The organism is Patescibacteria group bacterium (assembly GCA_030583705.1).
In the GTDB taxonomy this organism is placed as follows: domain Bacteria; phylum Patescibacteriota; class Patescibacteriia; order Patescibacteriales; family Patescibacteriaceae; genus Patescibacterium.
Genome location: CP129471.1, coordinates 496206 through 520715 on the forward strand (window position 1 = coordinate 496206; position 24510 = coordinate 520715).

Below are 24510 nucleotides of genomic sequence, written 5' to 3' on the forward strand. Positions count from 1 at the left end.
AATAACTAGAGTTGTCAAGCTGGGAAGTTCTTTAAAATAATTATCCCTCTATTTCGCCTTTAGCCGTCTTTTGCTATTATATGATTATGAATATGACTGTATATAAATCAAGCGAAATATAACAACAAAAGCATTTATGAACTTTATTTTAAATAATCTAACTAACAAGATCTTAGTCTTTTTACTTACTTGGTTAAGTTTAGTGGCGATTAGCGGATCAATTGTTTATTGGTTCTTCGGGCTTAGTAGTTATAATCCCCTGTTGGTCGCTTCCTTATCTTTAGTCTTAGCGGCCTTCTTCACTTTTTATTACTTTAAAGATCAAGAGCAAGAAAAAGGAAAAGGAAACGAGAAAGAAAAAAGAAGAGAAAGAGAAAGAGAAGAGAAAAAAATAACACAAGAAAATTCACTAAGTACAAGACTTAATAAGTTAGCTATTGTTTTTTATTTGTTAAATTTTTTCTTGGGAGTTGTTTTTCTTTTCCTCTCTCGTTCAGATGAACCCTTAATTTCTCCCTGGCAAGTTATTCCTATCTGGCATTTTGTAACTTACTTCTTAGCTTCCTTTACCCTTCTTTATCTTTCCCTTAAAAACAATTTAAGTATTATTTTAATCAGCCTGCACGCTCTTTGGACTTTTTCCATTATCCTAATAATCTACCTTACAGGCTACGGCTTTGATCCCTTTATTCATCAAGCAGCCATTAAAGCTATTATGGAGAACGGGCAAATTGAACCTCTAACTCCTTATTATCTCGGGCAATACAGTTTAGTTATTATCCTTAAAAACCTTTTTGGGCAAAGCGTAGTTTTTTGGGATAAAATCTTAGTTCCTCTTTTAGCGGCTATCTTTTTGCCTTGGACAATTTGGCATGGTTTAAAAAAAATAATACGCTCAAAGACTCTTAAAATTTCTTTACTACTGTTATTTGCCTTACCAGCCGGCTTTTTTATAGTTACCACTCCGCAACACCTCTCTTATCTGTTTTTAATTATTACAATCTTTTGGGCTTTAGCTATAAATAAAAGAATTGACCTTATCTTACTTTGGCTCTTAGCCTTTACCTCAGCCGTAATCCAGCCCATAGCCGGTCTACCTGCGCTATTAATAGCCGGCTTTGGTACTCTTAATTATTATTCTAATTATTATTCTCAATGGCAAGAATCTCTTAAAAAGATATTATATAGTCTGGGGATTATTTTATCAGTCTTTGGCTTACCAACTGTTCTATATCTTTTTACTAAAACAGGCAGCCAAACCGCCATGACTTTGGGTTACCCACAGTGGTCTTTATTTAATTTCCTTATCCCAAAAAACCCCATCACTGAAAGCTGGTGGCTTAATGGTCTTTACTTTTATGAAAGCATAATCTGGCTTATCTTTGCCTTATTAATTATTTTCGGAATATACCTAGCTTACAAAAAAAGATTAGAAAAGATAATTAAGCTTTCCCTTTGGCCAGGCTTAAGTTTTATTCTAAGTGCCATTATTCTCTCGGCGCTGGACTTTGCTTTTTTAATAGACTACGAAAGATCCGATTACCCCAAAAGATTATTGGTAGTCGCAGCTTTAGTTATGCTGCCTTTGGTAATTTTAAGTTTAAACAAATTAGCTAAAAAACTTATTAAAGAAAAACTCACTGTCCAATTATCTTTTATCATTATGTTATCTTTTTTCTTAACCGCCTCTTTATATCTTTCTTACCCAAGACAAGACCGCTACCACAATAGCCGAGGCTATACCGCCACCCAAGTAGATATTCGCGCAGTAGAAAAAATAGATAAGATGAGCCAAGGAAAAGATTACCTAGTACTCTCTAACCAACAAGTTAGTGCAGCTTCTTTGAGGGTTTTTGGTTTTAAGAAATATTACCATGAAAATCTCTTCTATTACCCAATACCAACCGGTGGAGAGTTATATGGCCTCTATCTTACAATGATAGAAAAACCAAATAAAGAAACTATGCTTAAAGCCATGGATAAAGCCGGAGTTGATCTTGCCTATTTTGTGCTTAACGATTACTGGTGGGCTTTTGAAAAAATAAAGGATGAAGCCGGTTTAATAGCGGATAATATGAAAGATATTGATAACAAGGTCTATATTTTTGAGTTTAGGAGAGATTAAAAAAGAACCAATAAATAATAAAGTAAATAAAGGCAAATAGGCTTAAATAAGGCCTTTTTAAAGGGATGTGGATAACTACCCTTGACAAATATCAAAATATGTGATAAACTTATATTTATAGTTCAAAAAAATTAAACCTGCAAAAAAATGAGAGCAAGTCCTACATAGCTAGGCTTATATAGAAATAAAAAAACAATACAGATCAAAAAAAATCCGGAACAGTCCCAAAAAATTAAAATACAGACAATGAAAAAAAGCCCAACATAACTAGGCTTAAAAATCAAATCAGAAAAAATTCAGGATCAAAGTCGGCAACTAATTATTATGCCGGCTTTTTTATTTATAAATAAAATAAACTCAACTAAAACAGGTTATATGTTTTTAAACATATAACCTGTTTTTTAATCAATAACCAAAAGATCAAGAACTTTCTCAAGATATTCTTTTGTTTCAAATAACTCCTGATCAAGATAACAACTAATATTTTCTTTATTTGGGTTATTAAGAAAATCGTTTAGAGCTCTTTTAAGATCCTCCTTGGTTGGTTTAAATAAAAAACTTTGCTTAAGTAATTCGTTTGTCCCGCCTAAACAAGAAGCTAAGACCGGCAAATTAAAAGCTCTAGCCTCTAAAATAACCGTTGGCTGATTCTCATAACAAAGAGAAGGCACAATAAGACAATTCGCTTCTTTCATTAACTCATTAACTTTTTTACTTTCTAGCTGACCCAACCATTTAATTCTTTGATCATTATATCTACTACTAAGATAATCTTTCATTCCTCCTTGTCCGGCAATTTTTAGACTAATAGCGTCATGCTCAAGCTCACAAAAAGCCTGTAATAAGATCTCTATCCCCTTATGTCTTTCAATTTGCCCGACATATAAAAAAGTTATTTCTTTACTGTCATTAACTATCTTATTACTATCTAAAGCATAATCTTTGTTAATTTTAATTGGGTTAGCTAAAGTTAGATTTAAACTGTTCTTAAAAAGACCTTTATCTAAATGAAGATCCCGAATCCATTCTGAGGGAAAAATAACCCTGGTTTTAATTGAAATAAATTGCTTGTTAAGGAAACGAAAAATCTTTGAAGCCAAAGAATTAAGAAGCTTTTCTTGTTTAAATAATAAAAGGCCGGAAGGGTGAAGTAATTGTATGTCATGCACTGTATGAAGATGATCCTTAACATGTCCCGCTAACTTAAAAACCCAAGGCCCAAGTCCTGTTAAGTTATTAGTCCAAAGAACACTAACCTTATGCTTTTTGATCAGAAAAAACAACTTAAGGTAAACGAAAATATTTAAAAAAGACAAGACATGATAAAAAAGACGAAAAACCTTGGGTAAGCGACCTAGATGATGATAAAGACTTCTTAAGTAATAATGTCCAGGAGATTCTTGAGATTCTTGGGGTTTTTTAAACCAAGGACGAGTGGAGACAATTATTACTTCATGGCCTTCTAAAAGAAGCTCATTCTTAATTTTTTCTATCACTTTCTCCGCTCCACCCTTAGCGTAAGGGCCATATAGGTTATTAATCAAACAAAATTTCATAATTGAGTACTTTTATTACTTAATTTAATCCTCGTCTTCATCAAAAATCTCCTCATCTGCTTTAGGGGGCAGGGGTTTAGGTACGTTAAGAGCGCGATAATAAGCCGCCTCCAGCTCTTGTCCAACCTTTTGCCAGCTATACTCTTCCTCAACCCAAGCTCTGGCTTTGCGGCCCAATGAAGCGGTTAAAACAGTATCTTTCAAAGCGTTTTTTAATTTAGCCGCTAAGTCGTCTATATTCCCAGGCTGTACCAACCATCCATGTTCATTATTTCTAAAAACACTTCTCACTCCCGGTAAATTGGCGGCAATTACCGGAGTACCGCAAGCCATGGCTTCCAATAATACTAAACCAAAAGCTTCAGCTCGGTTAATGGAAGGCAAAACCGAAACCGTCGCTTTTGCATAAAAATGAGGCAACTCGGAGTTAACAATATCATCCCTAATAACCAAAGAATCTCCAAGTTCAAAAGTTTCAGCCAAAGACAAATAATCTACCTTCCTGTCCCCTCGTCCAATTAGCGTAAGGCGAGCCTCGGGATAATCTTTTTTTACACGAGCAAAGGCTGAGATAAGCTCAGGTATGCCTTTAAAGTTATGTTGTTTATCCATACCCCCGACAAAGACAATCTCTTTAACTGTCTCATCTTTTTCTTTGGGTAAAGAAAAATGGTTGGTGTCCACTCCAAAGGGTACTTGTAAGAACTTCTGCGGCTGGGCTTTGTAATAATCTTGAAGGTGAGAATGTTTAATATAATCAGAAGAAGCACAAGTTACCAGATCGGCCAAACGAATTAAGATAGGTAACACCGTTAAACGATAAAGACGAAAAATCACCCCTTTAAGTCCCCCGCTAACTGTATCCATGTGATAATGAACAACTAACTTGGGTTGGCGAAAAAATAATCGGCGAAAAATCAAATAAATCATAACGTATTCAGCGCCCCCGTAGAAAGGATAATGTAAATGCACAACATCAAACTTTTTTAAATGCTTCATTACCGAAGGCATAACCGAACCATTACCAATGGAAAATAAAATAGGCAATCTTAAAAGCTCCACGCCTGGCGCCAGTCTTTCATGCCTTGGTAATTTATTATCACAAGCCGGGGTAAAAACCGTAACATCATGACCAAGCCTGGCAATTTCCAAAGCAAACTGCCGGGCACTATTACCCATACCGCCTTTATACGGAGGGAAGGTTGATATAATATGCGCTATCTTCATGCTAAATAATAACTAATTATAATGACTGCTTGTCTGAATTATTAATTTCCTGGTTAGTTTTTTCTACTTGTTCGTTTGTTCTTTCTACTCCTTCATTGTTTTTTTCTTTTTGCTCTTTAGTCTTTTCCTTAATTTGTTTAAAAGCCAAAGCCCGAGTTAAAACAGTAATACTTTCTTCCATTTTTTCAGTCTTTAAACGTAATCTGAATAAAGCATAAAAGATAACAGCTATGGCAGCGTATAAAAGCAGTTCAATACCAGAGCTAGAAAAACCCAAGCTTTCGGCCAAAGCGTCTAATTTTTTTAGGTTCAGAATGGCAATAATAGCAGATAACCAAAAAACTAGCCAAAACACCAGTTGGGATTTAGGAACCAATCCTCGGTGATACTGCCAGCTTAAACGGAAAATAAACCCAACAATCACTAAAAGTGCAATAAGTTCCTGAAGCATAGTTTTAAATTAATTATTATATTAATTATTACCTTAGTTATTACCTTAACATCATTATCTATTAAGTCTAGCTAAAAGTAAATCTCGAATAATTCTCAAGCCTCCACCAAAAGTCTGCCCAAATTCGTTATAGATAACGGTAATGGGTATTTCCTTAAGACGAATGGGTAAGGTATGCGCCGTAGCTAAAATTTCACTGCAATGAGCCATTCTATCTTGTTGCCAGCTAAGTTGTAGGGCTACTGATCTATTAAAAACCCTAAAACCGCTTTGTGGATCAGTGAAACGAATGCCGAATAATCTGTTAACAGCTCTAGCTAAGGGCATAATTAAATATCTTTTTAAAAAAGGCATCTTGGTTGTCTTATCCAAAAAACGCGAACCAAAAACCATATCAGCTTCACCTTTTTCTATAACCTCAACCAACCTAACCGCATCTTCAACTAAAAACTGCCCATCAGCGTCAAAATGAACAATAATCTCCGCTCCCAAAGATAAAGCATATTCTGTACCGGTTTTTAAGGCTGCTCCCTGCCCACGATTAACCAAATGATGAAGAACTGTAATATCCAAACTCTCTGCTACTTCTCCAGTTTTATCCCTTGAACCATCATTAACCAACACAATCTCATTAAAGCGACTGCGTAAATTCTCAATTACCTTTGGTAAAACCCCAGCCGTGTTAAAAGCAGGAACAACACAAACTACTTTCATAGATATGATCTAACTTAAAATTTTAAACTAAAAGACTAAAAACCAGCACTAAAAACCCATACGCTTAGTACTCTTATTAACCCTTAACTCCTGAATAGTCTTATCCAAACCATTATCCAAGGTTACCAAAGGCATCCAATCTAAAAGTTCTTTAGCTCGCCTAATATCCGGTAGTTTTAATGGGCTAATAAAAACATGAGGTTTAAGATAGGAGATTTTTGAATTTGAACCTATTTTATCTATAACCTTATTAGCTAAGTCCGTAACATTAACATCTTGATCTGAACCTACGTTGATCGGGCCAAAGTGTTCTGTTTCCATGAATTTAATAATAGCGTCCAAGCAATCCGAGACATAACAAAAAGAAGAACAAAAATCCGCATCTCCCTCAACGATCAAATCCTTACCATCCAAAGCGTTACTGATAAAATCCGATAGAAGATGTCCTTTATCAAGCGGCATACGAGGACCATAGGCTCTAAAAAGCCTCACAATCTTACAATCAAGACCATAAACATCTTTATAGGTTTTTACCATGGTTTCGGAAAAGCGCTTACCTTCATCATAAGAAGCTCGCTCGGAAAGCATGTCCACTGAACCATTATCTTCTTCGCTAACTAAATTATTTTCACTGTCTCTGGAACCATAAACCACCGAAGAAGAAAAGTGCATAAACTTAGCCTGATACTTAATTGCCAAATCAAGGGCGTTTTTAACTACATAAGAATTGGCTAGTAAATTAGCTATGCGGTTTTGTTCAAAATGAGTCGGGGCAGTTGGACAAGCCAAATTATAAATCTCTTGTACTCCTTGGAACTTAATCCTAAAGGGTTCAAGTTCAGATAAGCTATCAAGATCCAAGGGATCGCTCATATCGTGCCTAATAAAACGAAAATCCGGATTAGCTAATAGGTGATCTATATTATATTCAAAACCAGAAGAAAAGTTATCCACGCAGATAACCTTGGCATCGCCCACTAACTCTTCACAAAGATGGGAGCCCATAAAACCCGCACCCCCAATAATTAAAACGTTTTTTTTATCAAAAATCGGCTGACTATTATACATATGTTTTTTGGTTAATTATCCGCCGTTATTCACAGCTCTTTATTTAACAATACCGCAAAAGTCGCCCCTTTGGCAAATGTCGGCTCAAAAGCGTAAAAAGAACCTTGAAAATTACCCTGATTATTAAAAAAAGCAATATGAGCATCACCTCCGTAAGGAGGAGAGGCAATTAAGTCAAGATAACCGTTATTGTTAAGATCCGCTCCCCCAATCATTACTTCTCCCGAAAAAGGTTCTCTGTAAGCACGCCACTGTTGGCGGACAATACCGCGAAAATCAGCTACTGTAACTATCGGCTCACCCGCTCGGCGACTTAATATAATTTCAGCGTTAAAACGTCGCGCTGAGCCATCAACATCAAGCGCGGCCACTCGCCAACCGGTTTCCTCTTCTTTTCTCTCAGCCACAAAACGACTGTGTAAAAATCCTTTAGCTGAAAAAACTTTAACTTCGGCTACCTTACCACCGGCCGGCACTGTAACAATTTCCTCGCCACTTAAACCTATAATATTACCAACAGACAAAGAAATACCAGAGTTAAAAGAATCGTCATAGGCTCGCCAAGCATCAGTCATTACCCCGTCGTGGGTAAAAAATCTAACCTCAGGCGCAAAACCAGGACCAGAAGCCGCCACCACGATTTCTTTTTTGCCATCAAATCTACCCCGATCTATAATCGCCAAACTAACTCCACCCCGATAAGTCGGTGGTAAAGCCAAGAAATTACCTTTAAAATCTCCTTGCGCACTAAAAATTCTAATCTCAGCTTCTTTATTTCCCGAAGGAGCAACTATAATATCATCTTCACCGTCTCCATCCACATCACCAACAGCTATTTCCACTCCATCTTTAAACTCACGAGCAAAAGCTAAGAATCTTAACCTTGCTTGCCCGGTAGGGTCAAAAACTGTAATAAAAGGCTCAGCACCAGCTCCCGGAGCAACCGCTAATAAAGCCTCACTTTGTTGGAGCCTAAAATAAGCTTCTAAGACAGCCTGAAAAACATTAATTCTCCCAGAGCCCAGCTGATTAACATAATCCGGGTTAAGATGATCTATACCATCTGCCGTCTCAATTAAAATTTTTAAAGCTTCAGTGCCGCTTAAAGAAGGGTTGGTGCCCATAACCAAAGCTAAACTGCCACTAACGACTGGTACGGCCATAGAAGTACCAGACCAGTAACCATCATAATACTGATTAAAAAATGAACCAGCGGCTGAGCGCTCTGGCGCATAAACCGCCGTACTGTAAAAACTCACTCCAGGAGCAGAAATAGCAATACAATCACTGCCATAACCAGAAAAAGAAGTTTTAATATCAAGTCCATTGGTAGCGGCCACTCCAAAAACCAAAGGCTCACCATTCTCGTCTTTATAACACACCGGGTAGTTTGGATTTTGATTTAAATTAACACCTTGGCCGTTAATAAGTTCATTACCGGCTGGTGCTAAAACAATAATGCCTTTTTCTTTAGCTCTCTTTAAAACATCCACCATCAGCTGACTATAACCTCCTCCAACAAAACTTAAATTAATAATATGGGCTCCGTGATCAATCGCGTAATTAAGAGCTTCAATTACCGTAAAGGTGTCGCCATTACCTTGATCGTCCAAGGCTTTTAGAGCCATTAAACGTACTTGCCAAGAAAGACCAGCCACTCCCTGTGAATTGTCCCCTGTCGCTCCAATAATACCAGCTACCGCCGTACCATGAGTAATACCAGCCTCGGTAAAACCCTCTGTAAACTTAGGTGAAGGATCATTAACGTTATTAACAAAATCCCAACCGTGTATATCATCAACATAGCCGTTATTATCACTATCCGTGCCGGAGATTGTTTCACGATGATTAAGCCAAAGATTAGAGCGAATGTCTGGATGAGAAATTTGCACACCAGAATCAATCACCGCTACCACTACATCTTCTGCCTTGTAATTAATTTCCCAAGCCTCAAAAGCAGCAATTCTTTTTAAATACCACTGGTTACTTATATTGGTATCAGATGGTGTAAGACCTGCCCGATAAAGATAGTTGGGTTCAGCCAAAGAAACTCTTGGATCATTACGCAGGCGCCTTAAAGCTTGCTCAACGGTTTCATTTTTAAGCTTTAATAAAACAAGCTCATTTTCCCCTTTATATTTAACCATAACCGAATCAGCCCGGTAATCTGCCGCTTTAATGGACAGGGGAAAAATTAGGATAAAAAGCAGTAAACAGAATAAATTGTATAAAAATTTTCTCATATAATAAATAAATTATACCCTTAATATATTAATAATACCAGTGTCAATAATACTAGGTAATGTGTATACACATATTGCACCTTATCCTAGTCTTAGCCTTCTAAAACTCTTAAGGTTTCCATAGCACATCTTTCCCAGCTAAAGGCTTGTGAACGCACTAAGCCTTTTTTAATCATTGTTTCTCTAAATTCTTTATCACTCAAGATTTTAAGTAAAGACTCTTTTAATTCTTCTTCATTTTGAGAAGTAAATAATACTGCAGCTTCTTGGGCAACTTCAGGGATGGCCCCGGCACGTGAAGCCACTACCGGTACCCCGGCCGCCATGGCTTGTAAAATTGGTAGGCCAAAGCCTTCATATAATGAAGGATAAACAAAAGCCTGTGAATGAGCCAAAAGAGAAGCAGCCTCCTCCTCTTCTAACCAGCCAGTTAAATGAATCACTTTGCCTAGTTTAAGTTCACTTATCTTTTTTCTAATCTCTTCAAAACCTGATCCGGCTTTCCCAATTAAACAGAGCTCTAAATCTTTAAATTCACTGTATTGTCTTAATAAAGCCAAAGCTTTAACCAAAACAACAATCCCCTTTTTCTCTTCCACTCTTCCAAGATAAGCTAAATAAGGTTTTTTAAGATTAAAACGTTGTTTTAAAGAAGGTAATAAAGGTTTTTGTGAGGCTTTAAAATAAATTTCTTTTTCATAGCCATGATGAACAACTTTAATCTTTTTTTCTAAAACTTCCGGAGCTAATAAAGATCTCTTCTCGGAGGCATATTCTTTTAAGATATCTTTTTTGGTGGTTTCAGAAACCGTAATAAGCCGCCAAGTTTTTTTTAAAGCTCTCTTAGTGGACCAGATAAGATGTTTTAAATCATAATTAAAACCACTGGAAGCTTTTTCATAAACCTTTTTATGATAAAGATAAGCCAAATCATGAATTGTTACCACCGAACGTTTAGGATAAATTAAAGGCAAAGTATGGGCCGGTATAAATAAGACATCGGGTGGTCGAAGAAGCATCTCCCAAGACAAACGCCCTAAGGTCCAAAAGTTTTTAAAAGGCCAACCGAGAATTTGAGCGGAGAAATTATTATGAGGACTTTTAATTATCTGTCTACCGCCTTTAATTTTTATATTCTCTTCATCTTCAAAACCCTGTCTTGGCCCAAGATTAAGAAGACCACCAACCAAGGGCTTGTCCGAATAAAGCACATAAGAGTTTTTAGAGTCCATAGCGGCCAAGGCTCTGATAAGATGATAAGAATACCATTCTGTACCGGTCTTTTCCAAACGATTAGCTCGCGAGGCGTCAATGCCGATTAACATATTTTTCTATCAATTAAAAAACTAAGAAATAAATTAATAACTTAACTGTTTTAACTATCTAAATTACCTTAATTATCCTAATTACTTAGTATTACTTAGTAGCAAAAATACTGCGCTTGTATGAATCAAGGTTCTCAAGGGCAATGCCTGTTCCTTTGGCTACACAAAGTAGGGCATCATCAGCTACATAGGCCGGAACGTCGGTAGTACGGTAAAGGAGTTGGTCAAGGTTACGTAATAATGAGCTACCGCCAGACAAAACCATACCTTTATCCATAATATCTGAGGCAAGTTCCGGAGGAGTTTCTCTTAAAACATTCTTAGCCGCTTGGATAATCGCTTCAAGTTCGTTTTGAATAGCCTCAGTAATATCGTCTGAGGAAATCATAATGGTTCGGGGTAAACCGGTAATTACATCACGCCCGCGAGTTTCCATGGTTAATTTATCTTCCAAATACAGGGCACTGCCAATCGTAATCTTAGCTTCTTCGGCAGTACGTTCCCCAATTACCAAATTATATTTACGTCTCACATAATCCATTATGGAGTTATCAAATTTAGTACCACCGACTCTAACCGAAGTTGAAGTAACCACACCTCCCAAAGAAATAACCGCCATTTCAGCCGTACCACCGCCAATGTCCACAATCATATGCCCGGAGGCTGAGCCGATCGGAATATCCGCTCCAATAGCTGCTGCAATCGGTTCTTTAATAATGTAAGCGGCTTTGGCACCAGCCGCAATAGTAGCGTCAATAACCGCCCGACGTTCGGTGGAGGTAATACCCGCCGGCACAGCGACCATTACTTCAGGACGAAAAAGACGCACACCAGATAAAGCTTTGTTGATAAAATACCTGATCATGGCTTCAGTAGTATGGTAATCAGCAATTACTCCATCCTTAAGAGGCTTAATGGCCATAATATTACCAGGAGTACGTCCAACCATATCCTTAGCTTCATTACCAACAGCCAGGATTTTTTTATCACTCATGGAAATTGCCACCACCGACGGTTCGTTAATCACAATACCACGTCTTGGTACATGTACTAAGGTGTAGGTAGTACCTAGGTCAATACCTATTCTTTTAATAAACATAGTCAATTTAAAAATTAATCAGAAAGGCTCTGTCCACTCTCATATCTCCCTTATAGTTAAGTTGCCCGACATCTATTTTCTCAATGGACAAAGCAGCCGGTTCATACGATTTTATCTCATTAAGGAAGTTTAAGTCAACCTTTAAGGAAGTATTTTGCCTACCAGGTTGTTTTTGTACTATTAAACGATAGTTTTGGTACTTTTTCATATTTTCAGCTACCATCGCCGGCAATTCGTATTCAAAATAAAGTTGCCCGATTTCTCCTGGCTCAACATTTAAGAAAGCTCCAAAAAAGGTTTTACCTAACTCTCTGCCCACTCCCACTTCTCCATCCGTATAACCACCAGAAGCGATTAGGCGACTGCCCTCCGGCACAAAAATACGACTATATGTTCGGTAATTGGAAGTACGCCAATCCGAACCACCGGCGTGTGAATAATTAAGAGTAGTCTTGGCAATTAAACGTCCCTCGGGTGACTGTTTAATTTCATAAACTATTTCTTTTTGCATAACAGAATCAGTTTTAAGGGCTGCTAAGTTGGCGTCCACCGCAAAAAGATAATCTCCCCATTCTTGTCTGATTTCGCCAGACCAACCTTGTTGACGGATAAGTTTTTGCAGTTCTTCGTCCTTATGATAAAGTAAAATATTTTTACGAAGCATATTATCACTAACAACTTCAATCATCTCGGGCCAGCGTTCAAGTGGGAGATCAAAGAGTCTTTCTTTCATCTGGCGAGAAATTTCTCCAATCACCGACTTACGATCCCAACCAGATTCTCCCCTTCTGGCATATTCCACTTCTACTCGGTATTGTAAAAGCTCAACAAAATTATCTTGATCATAAATATCCCCATCTGCCTCAATCGGGCCGGTAATTTTTAAAAGATCAACAATAAGCTCCGGCGTAACCCCGATCACGCCGTTAAAGTTTTTAACCGGATCAGGTTCAGGATGAACGGAGTTTTCAAGGTCATAAAACCACAAAAGTTTTTCTGCGGTCGTCGGCCAATCTGGAGACCAGTTAGCGTCACGCATATACCAACGTTGTACCAAATAACGACGAATCTCATAAGGCGGTTCAACCTCAACCAAGTCCTCCACCGGGATGTCTAAATGATAAATATCATGAGTTTCAAATCTCTCAAAATCACCGTCTTTGGTTCTAATAAGTCCATACGTTCCGATAAACCCTCCGGTTGGTCTAAGTTCGTCGTTATTTTGGAAAATTAACAAATAATCAGCGGCTTCCGGATAACCAAAAAGCGGAGGTAAAAGACGAGTTAGGGGTGCAGCCTCGGTTAAAGTTCCTTGGCTTTTTCGTAAAACAATCTTTAGATCCTCTAACCTTCCACTAAAATCTCCAAACCAAGAAAATGACCTAACAGCTTCCAACTCAAGTAAAGCCATACCTAAAGCCTCTTCAGTTTCAATCATTAAATTATCTGCGTTATAAATAACAGCTAAAAGTTTTTGTTTTTCTTCGCTGGGTAACTCGGAAAACTTTATATTGGAATAAGGGCCGATCACGTCAGTTAAGCTACTAACATAATCAGTACCTTGACTAAGCGTTTCGGAAAGGATTCGCCCAGCAGCGATCAGATGAGCAATATCTTGGCGATAAACATCAAACAAAGGAATTAAACGCAGGGGTCCGAGCTTAACTTTATTTAAAGAAACTTGCGCTTCCTCAAAAGACAAAACAGCCTCTTGGGCTAAAAAGGATGCTTGGGAAAAATCCGAACGTTTAGCCGCCTCTAAAGACAATTCTAAAGAAAGCCTTCCCTGATTAGCACTAGAATAAACCGAGCTAAGAGAACGAGCATTAAAACCAACGAAAATAATAAAAAGGGCAACTAGAGTCAAAAAAATAAAAAACAGACGAGTTAAAAGTTTAGTCCAAGAAAATCGCTTACGACCCTTGGGTGGGGAGGAAAGCAAATTACTTTCATGTCGTCCGTAAGTAGCTAAAAGATTAGAGTCTCCATGAAGGGGCATAATTTTAAAAAAAGACTAAGATTAGATTTAATAATAATATTAAAATAACACTTTAACTATAACATAAAGTTATGAGTATTTCAAGACCAACCGAAAAGAGTAAATAACAAAAAAATAAGGGTCAAGAAACGTTCAAGAAAAAGTAAAGTTTTATTCAAAAAATGTTCAAGAAAAAGTAAAGGTTTATTCAAGAAATATTCAAGAAGTGTTTTAAAAAAGTTAGATATAATAAACCCGCCAGGCGGTTGGCGGGTTTAAGTTCTTTAGTTATAGGTGCTTTAAATGTCCTTAATTATCATTCTATTCTACTCAGACATCCTATTTTACTCAGACCTTAAAGCTTCCACTGGTTCAAGTTTGGCGGCAGCTTTGGCTGGCGAAACTCCGAAGGCTAAACCGCAACCCAAAGAAAAGATCATAGCTACGGCGTAGGCGTAAAGCGGTATTTTAAAAGTCCAATCAAAGTTAAGCGCTGTTGCTAAGCCGGCAATACCAAACGAAATTATTGTCCCCAATATTGACCCTATAATCCCCCCAATTAAAGTAATAATCATCGCTTCAACCAAAAATTGTCTCATAATTAAACCTTGACTCGCTCCAACGGCTTTTCTTAAACCTATCTCCATGGTTCTTTCGGTAACAGAAACATACATAATATTCATAATACCCACTCCCCCAACTAATAAGGAAATCGCTACAATACCGATTAAAAGAAAAGTTAAAGCATCGGTAATGGTATTAAGCATATCTATAGCCTCTTGCATGGTGGTTACTAAAAAATCATCTTTAATTGGATCGGTAATATTATGTCTGTCTCGTAAAAGCCACCTTATCTCCTCGGCGGTATCTTCTCCTCGTTCAGCTTCATCAAGCCGATGAATCATATAGGTTATATGATCAATACCCATAACTTTTTTTTGTAAAGTCCTAACCGGTAAATAAATATAATCATCAAAGTTCATAAAAAAAACCGCGCCTCTTTCTTCAATTACTCCAATAACGGTAAATCTTTGGTTACGAATTTGGATTCTTTTACCAAGGGCTTCTTCGTCTCCGAAAAGCCTTTCTTTAGCGCCTGCACCCAAGACCGCCACCGAAGAAGCGCCTTTATCTTCAGCTTCATTAAAAAACCTACCCTCGGCTACTACGGTAGCTGTATCTATGGCCAAATAATCCGGACTAGTACCTAAAACAAAAGCTTGAAAATTCTCACCTCCATAGCTCGCCTGTTCTTGCCCTAAAATTGCTGCGTAACCTGAGTTAACATTAGCTAAAGCCGAAACCGCTTCCATGTCTTCTACCGTTAAAGTGGTTACTTGCATACCACCAGCCATAGCCATAGCCGAATCACTGTCTCCGGCCGAACCCGTCTTATTGGTTGGAACCCTGATTTCGGTTTGTATGGTATCTGTACCAAAAGCGTCCACTTGTCCCATAACCAAACCGCGAATCCCCTCACCAGCCGAAAAAACAATAATAACAGCCGTAATACCAATAACCAAACCAAGTAAAGTTAAACCGGTTCTTGACTTATTATTCTTCATTATCCTTAAAGCGTTAATAGCCGAATCTTTAATAGTCATATCTTTTTATTCATTTATTATTACTCCTTTATTATTATTTCTTATTATTCTCCTTATTATCATATTAATATTATTCATGCCTTAAAGCTTCCACTGGCTCAAGACGACTGGCTTTAATGGCTGGGTAAAGACCAAAGATAAGGCCAATAACCGCCGCTACGCTAACCGCCACTATAATAGCCGGTATGGAAATAACCAAAGGCCATTCATAGCCGAGTTGTCTGGCTACTATGGCAATAACTGCCGCAATTGTTTGTCCAAAAACTATACCCAAAAAACCACCAGCTAAAGTTAGGACAACCGCTTCAGTTAAGAATTGGGCCACAATATCTTGGCGAGTTGCCCCTACGGCCTTTCTTAGTCCTATCTCTCTAGTCCTTTGGGTTACTCTAACCAACATAATATTCATAATCCCAATACCTCCAACCAACAAAGACAACGCGGCCATAGCTCCCAAGAAAAACCTCATACCGTCTGTAATTGAACGAAGAATGTTTAGGGCATCCTGGGCACTTCTAACAGAAAAATCATCGCCAGCACCGCTTTGATCCCTAATACCGTGCCGATCTCGCAAAAGAGCCTCAATTTCTTTAATGGTCTGTTCAATATATATTTCATCACTAACTTTAGTCCGAATAAAACCCAAATGCTTAACTCCGGCAATTAATCTTTGCACTGTAGTAATAGGGACAAAGACCCGATCATCATAATTCTGAAAAGCCACTGTACCTCTTTCTTCCATTACGCCAATTACCGTATAGCCTGAATTATTTAAGCGCACAGTTTTTCCCACTGGATCATTTTCTCCGAAAAGCTCTTCTTTAACCGTACTACCCAAAACCATTACCCGAGCATTAGAGTTTTGTTCTTCAGCCGTAAAGAAACGACCGTCTGCCAATTCCCCACCCTCTACTTCCATGTACTGATAACCAGTGCCGTAAATACTAGAATCATAGGTATTGGCGTTCCAGCTTAAAACGCCCCTGCTTTGAAAAAAAGGCGCTACCGCCTCAATATATGGTATATTGTTTTTATTACCTATAGCCTCAGCGTCTTCTAAAGTAAGAGTAGTAATAGTAATACCCATAACAGCCGCCGGGGGTCCGTTGTTATCCGATTTACCGGGTAAAATACCAACCAAGTTTGAGCCGAAATTCTGAACTTGTGAAAGAATCAAAGACTGGGCTCCCGCTCCAATAGCCATAATAATAATTACCGAAGCTACTCCAATAACAATACCCAGGACGGTTAAAAAACCGCGACGACGGTTGGAATTAAGTTCTCTTAGGGCGCTTTTAACAAGTCGCGAATAATAAAAGGTATTCATTAAAGCTTGTCTAAACTATTTTAAAATTTCTCCCTCCTTGGCAAAACGTCTCTTTTCCACTTGTTTATCACTAACAATCTCTCCGTCTCTTAAACTAATAATCCGCTTAGCGTGTTCTGAGGTGTAAGTTTCGTGGGTAACTAAAATAATCGTATTACCAGCTTCGTTTAATTCTTGTAAAAAACGCATAACCTCAGTACCTGATTTGGAATCTAGGTTACCGGTGGGTTCATCGGCAAAAATTACCGAAGGCTCGGTAATTAAGGCTCTGGCAATAGCTACTCTTTGTTTTTCTCCCCCAGAAATTCGGTTAGTATAATAATCAAGACGATGACTTAGACCGACTCTATCTAAAACCGCCTTAGCTCTATCACTAGCATCTTTGGGGACAGGTCTCATATAGAGTAAGGGCAACATAACGTTTTCTAAAACAGTCGTACGGGGTAAAAGATTAAATGACTGAAAGACAAAACCGATCTGGCTATTACGTAAACTGGCAGACTCTTCATCATCCAAAGAACCAACTTCCCGATCGGCAAAAAAATAACTACCACCAGTTGGGTGATCTAAAAGACCCAAGATGTGCATTAGGGTGGACTTACCAGAGCCAGAAGGTCCCATAATGGCCACAAACTCTCCCTGATCAATAGACAGAGAAACACCGCGCAAAACTTTAGTTATAACCTCGCCGGTAACAAACTCTTTAGAAAGATTCTCGGCCCTAATAAGCATAAAAAAATTTATCTTAATAATTGTCTTTTATTATTTTCTTAATCTACCTTGGTGATTTATTTTTCTCTAATGAAGGTTATAACTATGTCTCCTTCTTTAAGTCCCTTAGTAATTTCCACTAAACCACCATCGCCGTTTAGGCCTGTTTCAACCTCAACTTCTTTTAATTCTTCATTTTCTAAAACCCGTACGTATTTTTGCCGACTACCATTTCTCTCCAGTACCGCCCGAGCCGGAATCGTTAAAACATCTTCTAAGCGCAAAGCCGTAATAACAGCGTCAGCGGTCATACCGGTTCGAACTCTTTCGTCTTCACCAGGATCAAAGGTTATTTTAACTTTGTAATAAGTTACACCCTGGATAACCGTTGCGGCGGGTTCAATAAAATAGACAGAGCCTATAAAAGTCTTATCAGGTAAAGCATCCAGAATAATTTCAGCTTCATCATAAAGAGATAACTTAGCAATATCTGTTTCAGAAACATCCACTTCTACCTGGTAATTATTCTGGGTCAAAACAGAAAGCACGGGCTGTCCTGGAGGTACTTGTTCCCCGACTTGGTAGTTAACCGCCGTTATTACGCCTTCAATCGGCGAAGTCATTACCGCATCTTCGGTCTGTTTAGCGATCATCTTAAGACCAGCTGAAGCTTGAGCTAACTGGGCCGAAGATAGTTTAACACCGGCTTGGGCTGAGGTAACTCTAGCTTTAGCAGCGTCTAGTTGTTGCTGTTGTTGTAATTTAGTTAAGCTTTCACCGTCTTTAGTGCCATCAATCGCTAAACCTAAACTAAGTTTAGCCTGATTAACTTGTTCTTCAGCTGCCGAGACATTAACATTATAACTTAAACGAGCATCATCCAAAGCTTGTCTGGAAGATTGTAGGGAAGAAATAGTTACGGACAAAGAATTCACGTGAACCTCTGTTAAAGATTTATAGGAATCAAGTTGGGTCTGTGTAAATTGGAAATTAGCGTTAATGTTTTGGAGCATGGTAAACAATAAATTAGCCAAAGCGAAAATATCCCCTGCAGCCTTTTGACTGGCCTCATAAGCCATGTCTACCTGATAACTTGTACCACCGTTTTTTGCTTCAGCAACTCTAACCAAAGCTTCAGCTAAGCTATCTTCTGATTTTTCAAATAACTCATTAGCCTCAAGAAGTAAGTAAGCTTTAGTGGGAGTACGAAGCTGGGAACGGAAATCTTCATCAGTTAACATATTATCTAAACTATCTAAAGTTGGAGCTAAAGAAGATAAGCGACTGTCTAGGGTAATAACCAAAGAAGCTTGCCGACTATCTACCGCTTGTTGGTAAGTTGATTTAGTATTAGCTAAGGCGGTTTCGGCAATAACCAAAGTTTGTCTTTGTGAAGAAGAAATAATTCCTTCGGCTTCAAGGTCAGCTAAGGTTTTATCTGTTTGAGATAGTTGTTCGCTAAAAACAGCTTGTAGGTTTTTTTCTTCACGCTCGGCAGCAGCTAAAGTAGCCAAGGCTTGTTCAAGACCAGCCTGGGCAATAGCCTGTCCTGCCCTAACTTCTTCTTGACGAATTAGTAGGGTGGAAAAATCGGTTTGCGCTAAAACCTGTCCAACTTCCACCGTATCGCCAACCTCAACAGATAAACCAATTAACTCCCCGCCACTCATAAAAGAAAGATTAATTTCCTTAGCAGGAGTAATAGTACCAGTTTCGTTAACCGATTGTACTAAAGTACCCTTAATAGCTTCAGAGGTAGTATACTCAGGAGGTTTTTCACGTCTAGAAAACACCACAGCGGCAATAATTAAAACAATAATAATGCTACCGATAATAAGCCATTTTTTCTTCTTTTTACTCATCATATATATTAAAAATAAAAAAACCAAACAAAAATCCGTTAATATAACAGAAATTATTGTCTATTCAGTATAACAGATTAAAGGTAAAAAGCAAGTTGGTGATTTATATATAATTTATATAAATATTCTGGTTATATACTAGATAGAGCAGTGGAGGAATAAAGTGTTAACCGGAAGCTAATATAAATACATATTAATCCTTGAGACAACGGACACTAAACCCGTAGGCCTGCGAATAAGTAACGCGAGCCATTCTCGCATCAGATGAGAATAAATAACGACTCCAAGCTGAACCTCCAGTAGGCAAAGATGCCCATAAGTGCAAGTAAGTGGAGCGACCACCAAAAGACGAACCAGCCGTACTCCGGTAACCAGCAGGCAGTGCAGAAAAACCGGAAGTGTCAGTACCAAAATTAGCATTATAATTCCAACGAGGGTGGTCACTGGTTGGTATACCTGGGGGAGGACTGCCATTAACGGTACGTTCAGACTTAAGTTTTCTACCTTCATCTGTGCCTCGATAGCCAGTCGTGCTTGCATTATAAGGAAAATCTGTCACGCAAGTACTAGAAGTACAAATCGCTCTTTCCAAAGTTGTAAGCTCGTCATGGGTTGGGACATGCCAACCTGTAGGACAAATACCTTGGGCTCCCGGAGTGGTAGATCCGTCCATAGCGGCAGCCCAGGTGTAGAGAGAGCCATCGGTGGTGCAGATAGATTCAGTATTAGAATAACAAGATCTCCCAAGACCATCGTCCGCAACAGAAGCAATGGGACAAGGAGGGTTACCTCCTCCGTTAATACAAGTACCGTTTGGTCTAATCTTAGTGTTAAGATTCTCTTTCATCCAGCATTGTGAGCCGATTTGGACAGTGTTGTAGACATTGCCATCCAGATCAGTAATTGGTCCTCCACAGTTAATAATACCTGATTCAGTATTATGACTAATAGGCCCAGCTGTGAAAGAGCCACTACTGCCGCCTAAGCAACCCGAGAATTGGTAGTGTCCTGGTTTATGAGGAATAGCAGTATAGGTATAATCACTATCTGGACAGATACCATCTGTTCTTGGAGTTGGATTATTTGGTACCTTGCTTATATAAACTATATCATTAGCTTGTAAAGGTTGACCCGGAGTAATAGATGCTGGGTATTGATTATTATCTGCATAATATAGTTCTAGAGCATTAGCCATGGCTTTCAGATCATTTAATCTTTTAGCGTCTCTAGCACTGGCACGAGAATTTCCTAGGGCTACTATAACTAAGGTGGATAATACCCCTATGATGGCTATAACTACTAATAGTTCTATTAGGGTAAAAGCTGCGCCACGACCCAGAACTAGACGAGTAGGGACTAATGAAGATAAAAAAGTTGGTGTATTATTAGTTTTCATAATGTGAGTTAGATAATATATAAAAATTAGAGACCAAATTTATTTTTAGTGGAATTATATTCCGCAAGAACTTCCTCGTGGGATAAAGATCGGTTATAGATCTTTACGGAGCCAATAGATCCTTCGATATTTCTACCGTTGCCTCCTGGAAGAGCGGCATCTCTAAAAATTCCCCAATTTCCAGTAAAACTTCCACCAGTTGAACCAGAAACATTCTGGGTTGAATATAAGGTACCATTAAGATATGCATACTGGAAAGTAGGGGTGTAAACATAGAAAAAGTGATAAAAGTTTTCTAATTGAATAGCTTGATAATTTATTATAGCTGCAATAGCCCGAGATCCAGTCAAAACTGAATGTTGCGATGTATCTTTATTACGCTCAAATCCTATACCCACTGAACCACCTGTCACTCCCCTACCGACAAAAGACGCGTTAGTGTTATATAAATTACCGGGCCAAATATCTACCTGTCCAACCTTAGCCCAGCCACCCATTGAAAAAGAATTCAAGGGGGTGAAATTAAGTTCAGCCGGTTGACCGATTAAAATACTTTGAGGCATGCTTATATCAATCACTCCACCATTTTCTGGGCTAAAACCAGGAGGGCCATTAACAAAGGTTTGGTTACCTACTATTCCGCTTAAATCATACCAAGTATTACCAGAACCAGGGTAAGAAGCGGGATTAGAAGCATCTAGATAAAGAACAAGTCCGTTAAGAGAACCAACGGACTGTAAACCTGAAGCACTACTAATAGTTACTCCCCCAGCTCCTAAGTTGCTTTGATTAGATCCTATACAAGCAATAATTGAATAACTTTGAGATGAATTAGATATATATCTATATTCTTCGTCTGGACAATTACCATCTGTATGAGGAGTGGGGTTATTGGGTACTTTACTCATGTAGACTACTCCACCAGCTTCAAAAGTAGCTCCAGGAGAAAAGTTATCTGCTTCAGGGTATGCGTTATTATCTGCATAATATAGCTCTAGGGCATTAGCCATGGCTTTTAGATCATTTAGTCTTTTAGCGTCTCTGGCACTAGCTCTGGAGTTACCTAGGGCTACTATTACTAGAGTAGATAATATACCTATAATAGCTATAACTACTAGGAGTTCTATTAGGGTGAAGGCTTTTACTGTTTTATTAGATTGTAGAATAAAGAATTTATTATTATATAATTTGCTGTTTAACTTGTTATTTAACTTATTACTTACCCCACTGTTAAACACCTCAAATCGTTGAGGTGTTTTCTTGTTTTCTTGATTTTTCTTATTTTCCCTGTATAGCATAATATTATCGCAGAGATTGAAATTAAGTATGCTCTTTTAAGAAGTAATTTCTACTTAATTTAAACTATAATTATAATATCACAAAACCGGATAATTCACCAACAGTCGTTAATTAATAATTCATATAAATACCTTGCGCAAGAAAATTAATTAAACCCTACGTATTGTACTTCTTCTTCCATTATTACACCGTATTTATTCTTTATCTCTTTTTTAACAAATTCAATTATCTTAACAATATCCGATGATTTAGCCTGATCAGTGTTAATTATAAAATTAGCGTGCTTCTGACTTATCTCTGCTCCGCCTTGGCGATAACCCATTAAACCAGCTTGTTCAATAAGGTAGCCCGCACCAATCTTACCGCCCCTGATCTTATTATCCTTCTCTGCTTGTTCATAAAGAGCTGGGTTAACAGCGCCAATGTCTTTAGCAAAAAAGTTTTTAAAAATACAACCAGCACTGGGTTCTTTAGGTTGCGAATTTCTGCGATAATCTAAATACTCTTCTATATGTTTCTCCATTATTTCTTTATCTCCCTCATTTAATTCTAAAGTGGCATCCCAGACTACTAACTTAGGATCATCCTTAACTCTACTATGACGATAAGCAAAACCGCATTCCGGACGGGATAAGACATGAAAAGATAAAGTCTCTATGTTAAAAATCGTAATCTTAGGAGTAATAACATCAAAAGAACCACCATGCGCGCCGGCGTTACCCCTAATCGCTCCACCTAGAGAACCTGGAATACCAATAGCCCATTCAAGACCAGATAAATTATGAACTAAAGCAAAACGAGCCAGATCTCCAACATCATAGCCCGCTCCAACAACTATTGTTTTTTCATTAAGTATAATATTCTTATTTTCTAAATGAATAACTAATCCCCTAACTCCCTGATCATTAATTAAAACATTACTGCCTCCACCTAAGATGGTAATCGGGTGATTCTTACTTTTAGCCCACTCAACAGCTAATCTAAGCTCATCTTCTTTCTTAACCGCCAAAAAATATTCAGCCGCACCCCCTATTTTATAGGTAGAAAAACCATTAAGATAATAATTATGTTGTAATAGTTCTTTGATCATATGGTTATTATAACTTATTTTTCATTTTCAAGTAACCTTTCCCCTATCCTGAAAACATCACCAGCGCCTAAGAGAAGAATTACTTCTCCTTCTTTAATTGTTTGTCTTAAATATTCTTCCGTCTCTTTAAGTCCTCCCTGATGCGAAACATTATTGTGCCCTTGTTCTTTAATCGCCTGAACCACTTCTTGGGCACTAATTCCTCCTTGTTCTTCTCTAGCTGAGCCGTAAATATCCAAAACAATTACTTCATCAGCTAAAGTAAAACTCTTAGCAAACTCTTTTAATAAGGCCTTAGTACGGGTAAAAGTATGAGGATGAAAAACTACTCGTAGTTTTTCTTTACTATATTTTTGCCTTACCGCTTCTAGGGTAGCCTTAATCTCTGTTGGGTGGTGTCCGTAATCGTCTAAAATAATCGCTCTCCTATATTCTCCCATTATCTCCATTCTTCTAGCTGTCCCCGAAAAAGTCTTAAGGTGTTCCCTAATATCCTTAAGTTCAAGCCCAAGTTCAATTGAGGTCGCAATAACTGCTAAAGCGTTTAAGACATTATGTTGCCCGCTTAAACTTATGGCAAAAGAACCTAAGTCTTCAAGTACACCTGCTTCCTGATCCCTTAAGCTAACATGAAAATACTGATACCCCTTATCATAAATAAGATCTTTAGCGGAATAATCCGCTGTCTGCTTAAAACCATAACCAATAACCCTACCCACTGTATTCTCTTTTACAAGATTATACGCAACAATATCATCTTGGTTAACTATTACAGCGCCAGACTTAGGAACTTTTCTTACAAAGTCAGCAAAAACTTTTTCATAAGAGGCTTGATTAGGAAAAAAATCCGGATGATCATATTCAATATTATTTAACAAAACCAAGCGAGGGCGATAATATTGCAACTTATTTTGGTATTCATCCGCTTCAATAATTAAATAAGAAGAATCTCCAGCTAACCCGGCTCCTTTAAATTGCGGAACTTTAGCCCCAACCATTACTCCTGGTTTTAAACCTGCCCGATCCGCTACATAACCAAGCCAAGCCGTCACTGTTGTCTTACCATGCGAACCACAAACGGCAATACCGAAAGAGTTATTAAAAAGCTCAGCTAAAGCCTGGGCATAAGTTACGGTTTTAGTCGCTAAAGAGGGCTTGCTTAAAGCCGCTCTTACTTCCTCATTAGTCTCGGAGTTATAAGCGGTGGAATAAATAATTAAATCATAATTACCCTCCTTAATTCTTTCTTCCAAAAAACCGTCATAGACTTTAACACCGGCAGAAGCTAAAACAGAATCGGTCATAAAAGTTTCCCCAGTATCGCTACCACTTAAAACCAAACCACGTTTAGTTAAAAACTCAGCCAACATGGTCATCCCCGCCCCCTTAACTCCGATCATGTAAATGTTTTTTATTTTAGATAAATCCATATAAT

General features: G+C 38.1%; 18 protein-coding genes. 1 reads left to right on the top strand and 17 read right to left on the bottom strand.

Going from position 1 to position 24510, the window contains the following annotated elements; translation table 11 throughout:
• Positions 1-136 precede the first annotated feature (136 nt).
• Complete coding sequence (locus QY321_02450) at positions 137-2125, top strand: hypothetical protein (protein ID WKZ24453.1); 1989 nt, start codon at positions 137-139, stop codon at positions 2123-2125.
• A gap of 401 nt (positions 2126-2526) precedes the next feature.
• Here the strand turns inward: QY321_02450 and QY321_02455 are convergent, their stop codons facing one another.
• The 17 genes from QY321_02455 to murC all read right to left on the bottom strand — a co-directional run bounded on the left by QY321_02455 (position 2527) and on the right by murC (position 24505).
• Positions 2527-3681 (bottom strand): glycosyltransferase, encoded by a 1155-nt coding sequence (locus tag QY321_02455; GenBank protein WKZ24454.1) that lies wholly within the window; start codon positions 3679-3681, stop codon positions 2527-2529.
• Between the two features lie 24 nt (positions 3682-3705).
• The gene (locus tag QY321_02460; protein WKZ24455.1) at positions 3706-4908 is read right to left on the bottom strand and encodes a glycosyltransferase family 4 protein; all 1203 of its coding nucleotides are present in this window, start codon (positions 4906-4908) and stop codon (positions 3706-3708) included.
• A gap of 16 nt (positions 4909-4924) precedes the next feature.
• Entirely contained in the window at positions 4925-5359 is a 435-nt protein-coding gene (locus QY321_02465; protein WKZ24456.1) for a DUF2304 domain-containing protein, read from the bottom strand.
• A 54-nt stretch (positions 5360-5413) separates the two neighbouring features.
• Positions 5414-6073 carry a glycosyltransferase family 2 protein gene (locus tag QY321_02470; GenBank protein WKZ24457.1) on the bottom strand — a complete coding sequence of 220 codons (660 nt, stop codon included), beginning with the start codon at positions 6071-6073 and terminating at the stop codon, positions 5414-5416.
• Positions 6074-6121: 48 nt separating this feature from the next.
• A complete protein-coding gene (locus tag QY321_02475; protein WKZ24458.1) occupies positions 6122-7141 on the bottom strand; it encodes a GDP-mannose 4,6-dehydratase in 1020 nt (339 codons plus the stop codon).
• Positions 7142-7170: 29 nt separating this feature from the next.
• On the bottom strand, positions 7171-9384 hold the full coding sequence (locus tag QY321_02480) for a S8 family peptidase (GenBank protein ID WKZ24459.1): 2214 nt from the start codon (positions 9382-9384) through the stop codon (positions 7171-7173).
• A gap of 92 nt (positions 9385-9476) precedes the next feature.
• Positions 9477-10709 (bottom strand): glycosyltransferase family 1 protein, encoded by a 1233-nt coding sequence (locus tag QY321_02485; GenBank protein WKZ24460.1) that lies wholly within the window; start codon positions 10707-10709, stop codon positions 9477-9479.
• 91 nt (positions 10710-10800) lie between these two features.
• Positions 10801-11808, bottom strand: a complete 1008-nt coding sequence (locus tag QY321_02490; protein ID WKZ24461.1) for a rod shape-determining protein — start codon at positions 11806-11808, stop codon at positions 10801-10803.
• A 7-nt stretch (positions 11809-11815) separates the two neighbouring features.
• Positions 11816-13807, bottom strand: a complete 1992-nt coding sequence (locus tag QY321_02495) for a DUF4012 domain-containing protein (protein WKZ24462.1) — start codon at positions 13805-13807, stop codon at positions 11816-11818.
• Positions 13808-14130: 323 nt separating this feature from the next.
• On the bottom strand, positions 14131-15390 hold the full coding sequence (locus QY321_02500) for an ABC transporter permease (GenBank protein WKZ24463.1): 1260 nt from the start codon (positions 15388-15390) through the stop codon (positions 14131-14133).
• A gap of 70 nt (positions 15391-15460) precedes the next feature.
• Positions 15461-16717, bottom strand: a complete 1257-nt coding sequence (locus QY321_02505) for an ABC transporter permease (GenBank protein WKZ24464.1) — start codon at positions 16715-16717, stop codon at positions 15461-15463.
• Between the two features lie 15 nt (positions 16718-16732).
• Positions 16733-17449 (bottom strand): ABC transporter ATP-binding protein, encoded by a 717-nt coding sequence (locus QY321_02510; GenBank protein WKZ24465.1) that lies wholly within the window; start codon positions 17447-17449, stop codon positions 16733-16735.
• A 56-nt stretch (positions 17450-17505) separates the two neighbouring features.
• Positions 17506-19293 carry an efflux RND transporter periplasmic adaptor subunit gene (locus tag QY321_02515; GenBank protein WKZ24466.1) on the bottom strand — a complete coding sequence of 596 codons (1788 nt, stop codon included), beginning with the start codon at positions 19291-19293 and terminating at the stop codon, positions 17506-17508.
• 190 nt (positions 19294-19483) lie between these two features.
• On the bottom strand, positions 19484-20686 hold the full coding sequence (locus QY321_02520; protein WKZ24467.1) for an FISUMP domain-containing protein: 1203 nt from the start codon (positions 20684-20686) through the stop codon (positions 19484-19486).
• A 26-nt stretch (positions 20687-20712) separates the two neighbouring features.
• Complete coding sequence (locus QY321_02525) at positions 20713-21984, bottom strand: prepilin-type N-terminal cleavage/methylation domain-containing protein (protein WKZ24468.1); 1272 nt, start codon at positions 21982-21984, stop codon at positions 20713-20715.
• A 146-nt stretch (positions 21985-22130) separates the two neighbouring features.
• Positions 22131-23075, bottom strand: a complete 945-nt coding sequence (gene murB / locus QY321_02530) for a UDP-N-acetylmuramate dehydrogenase (protein ID WKZ24469.1) — start codon at positions 23073-23075, stop codon at positions 22131-22133.
• Positions 23076-23089: 14 nt separating this feature from the next.
• Positions 23090-24505, bottom strand: a complete 1416-nt coding sequence (gene murC / locus QY321_02535) for a UDP-N-acetylmuramate--L-alanine ligase (protein ID WKZ24470.1) — start codon at positions 24503-24505, stop codon at positions 23090-23092.
• Positions 24506-24510: the final 5 nt, after the last annotated feature.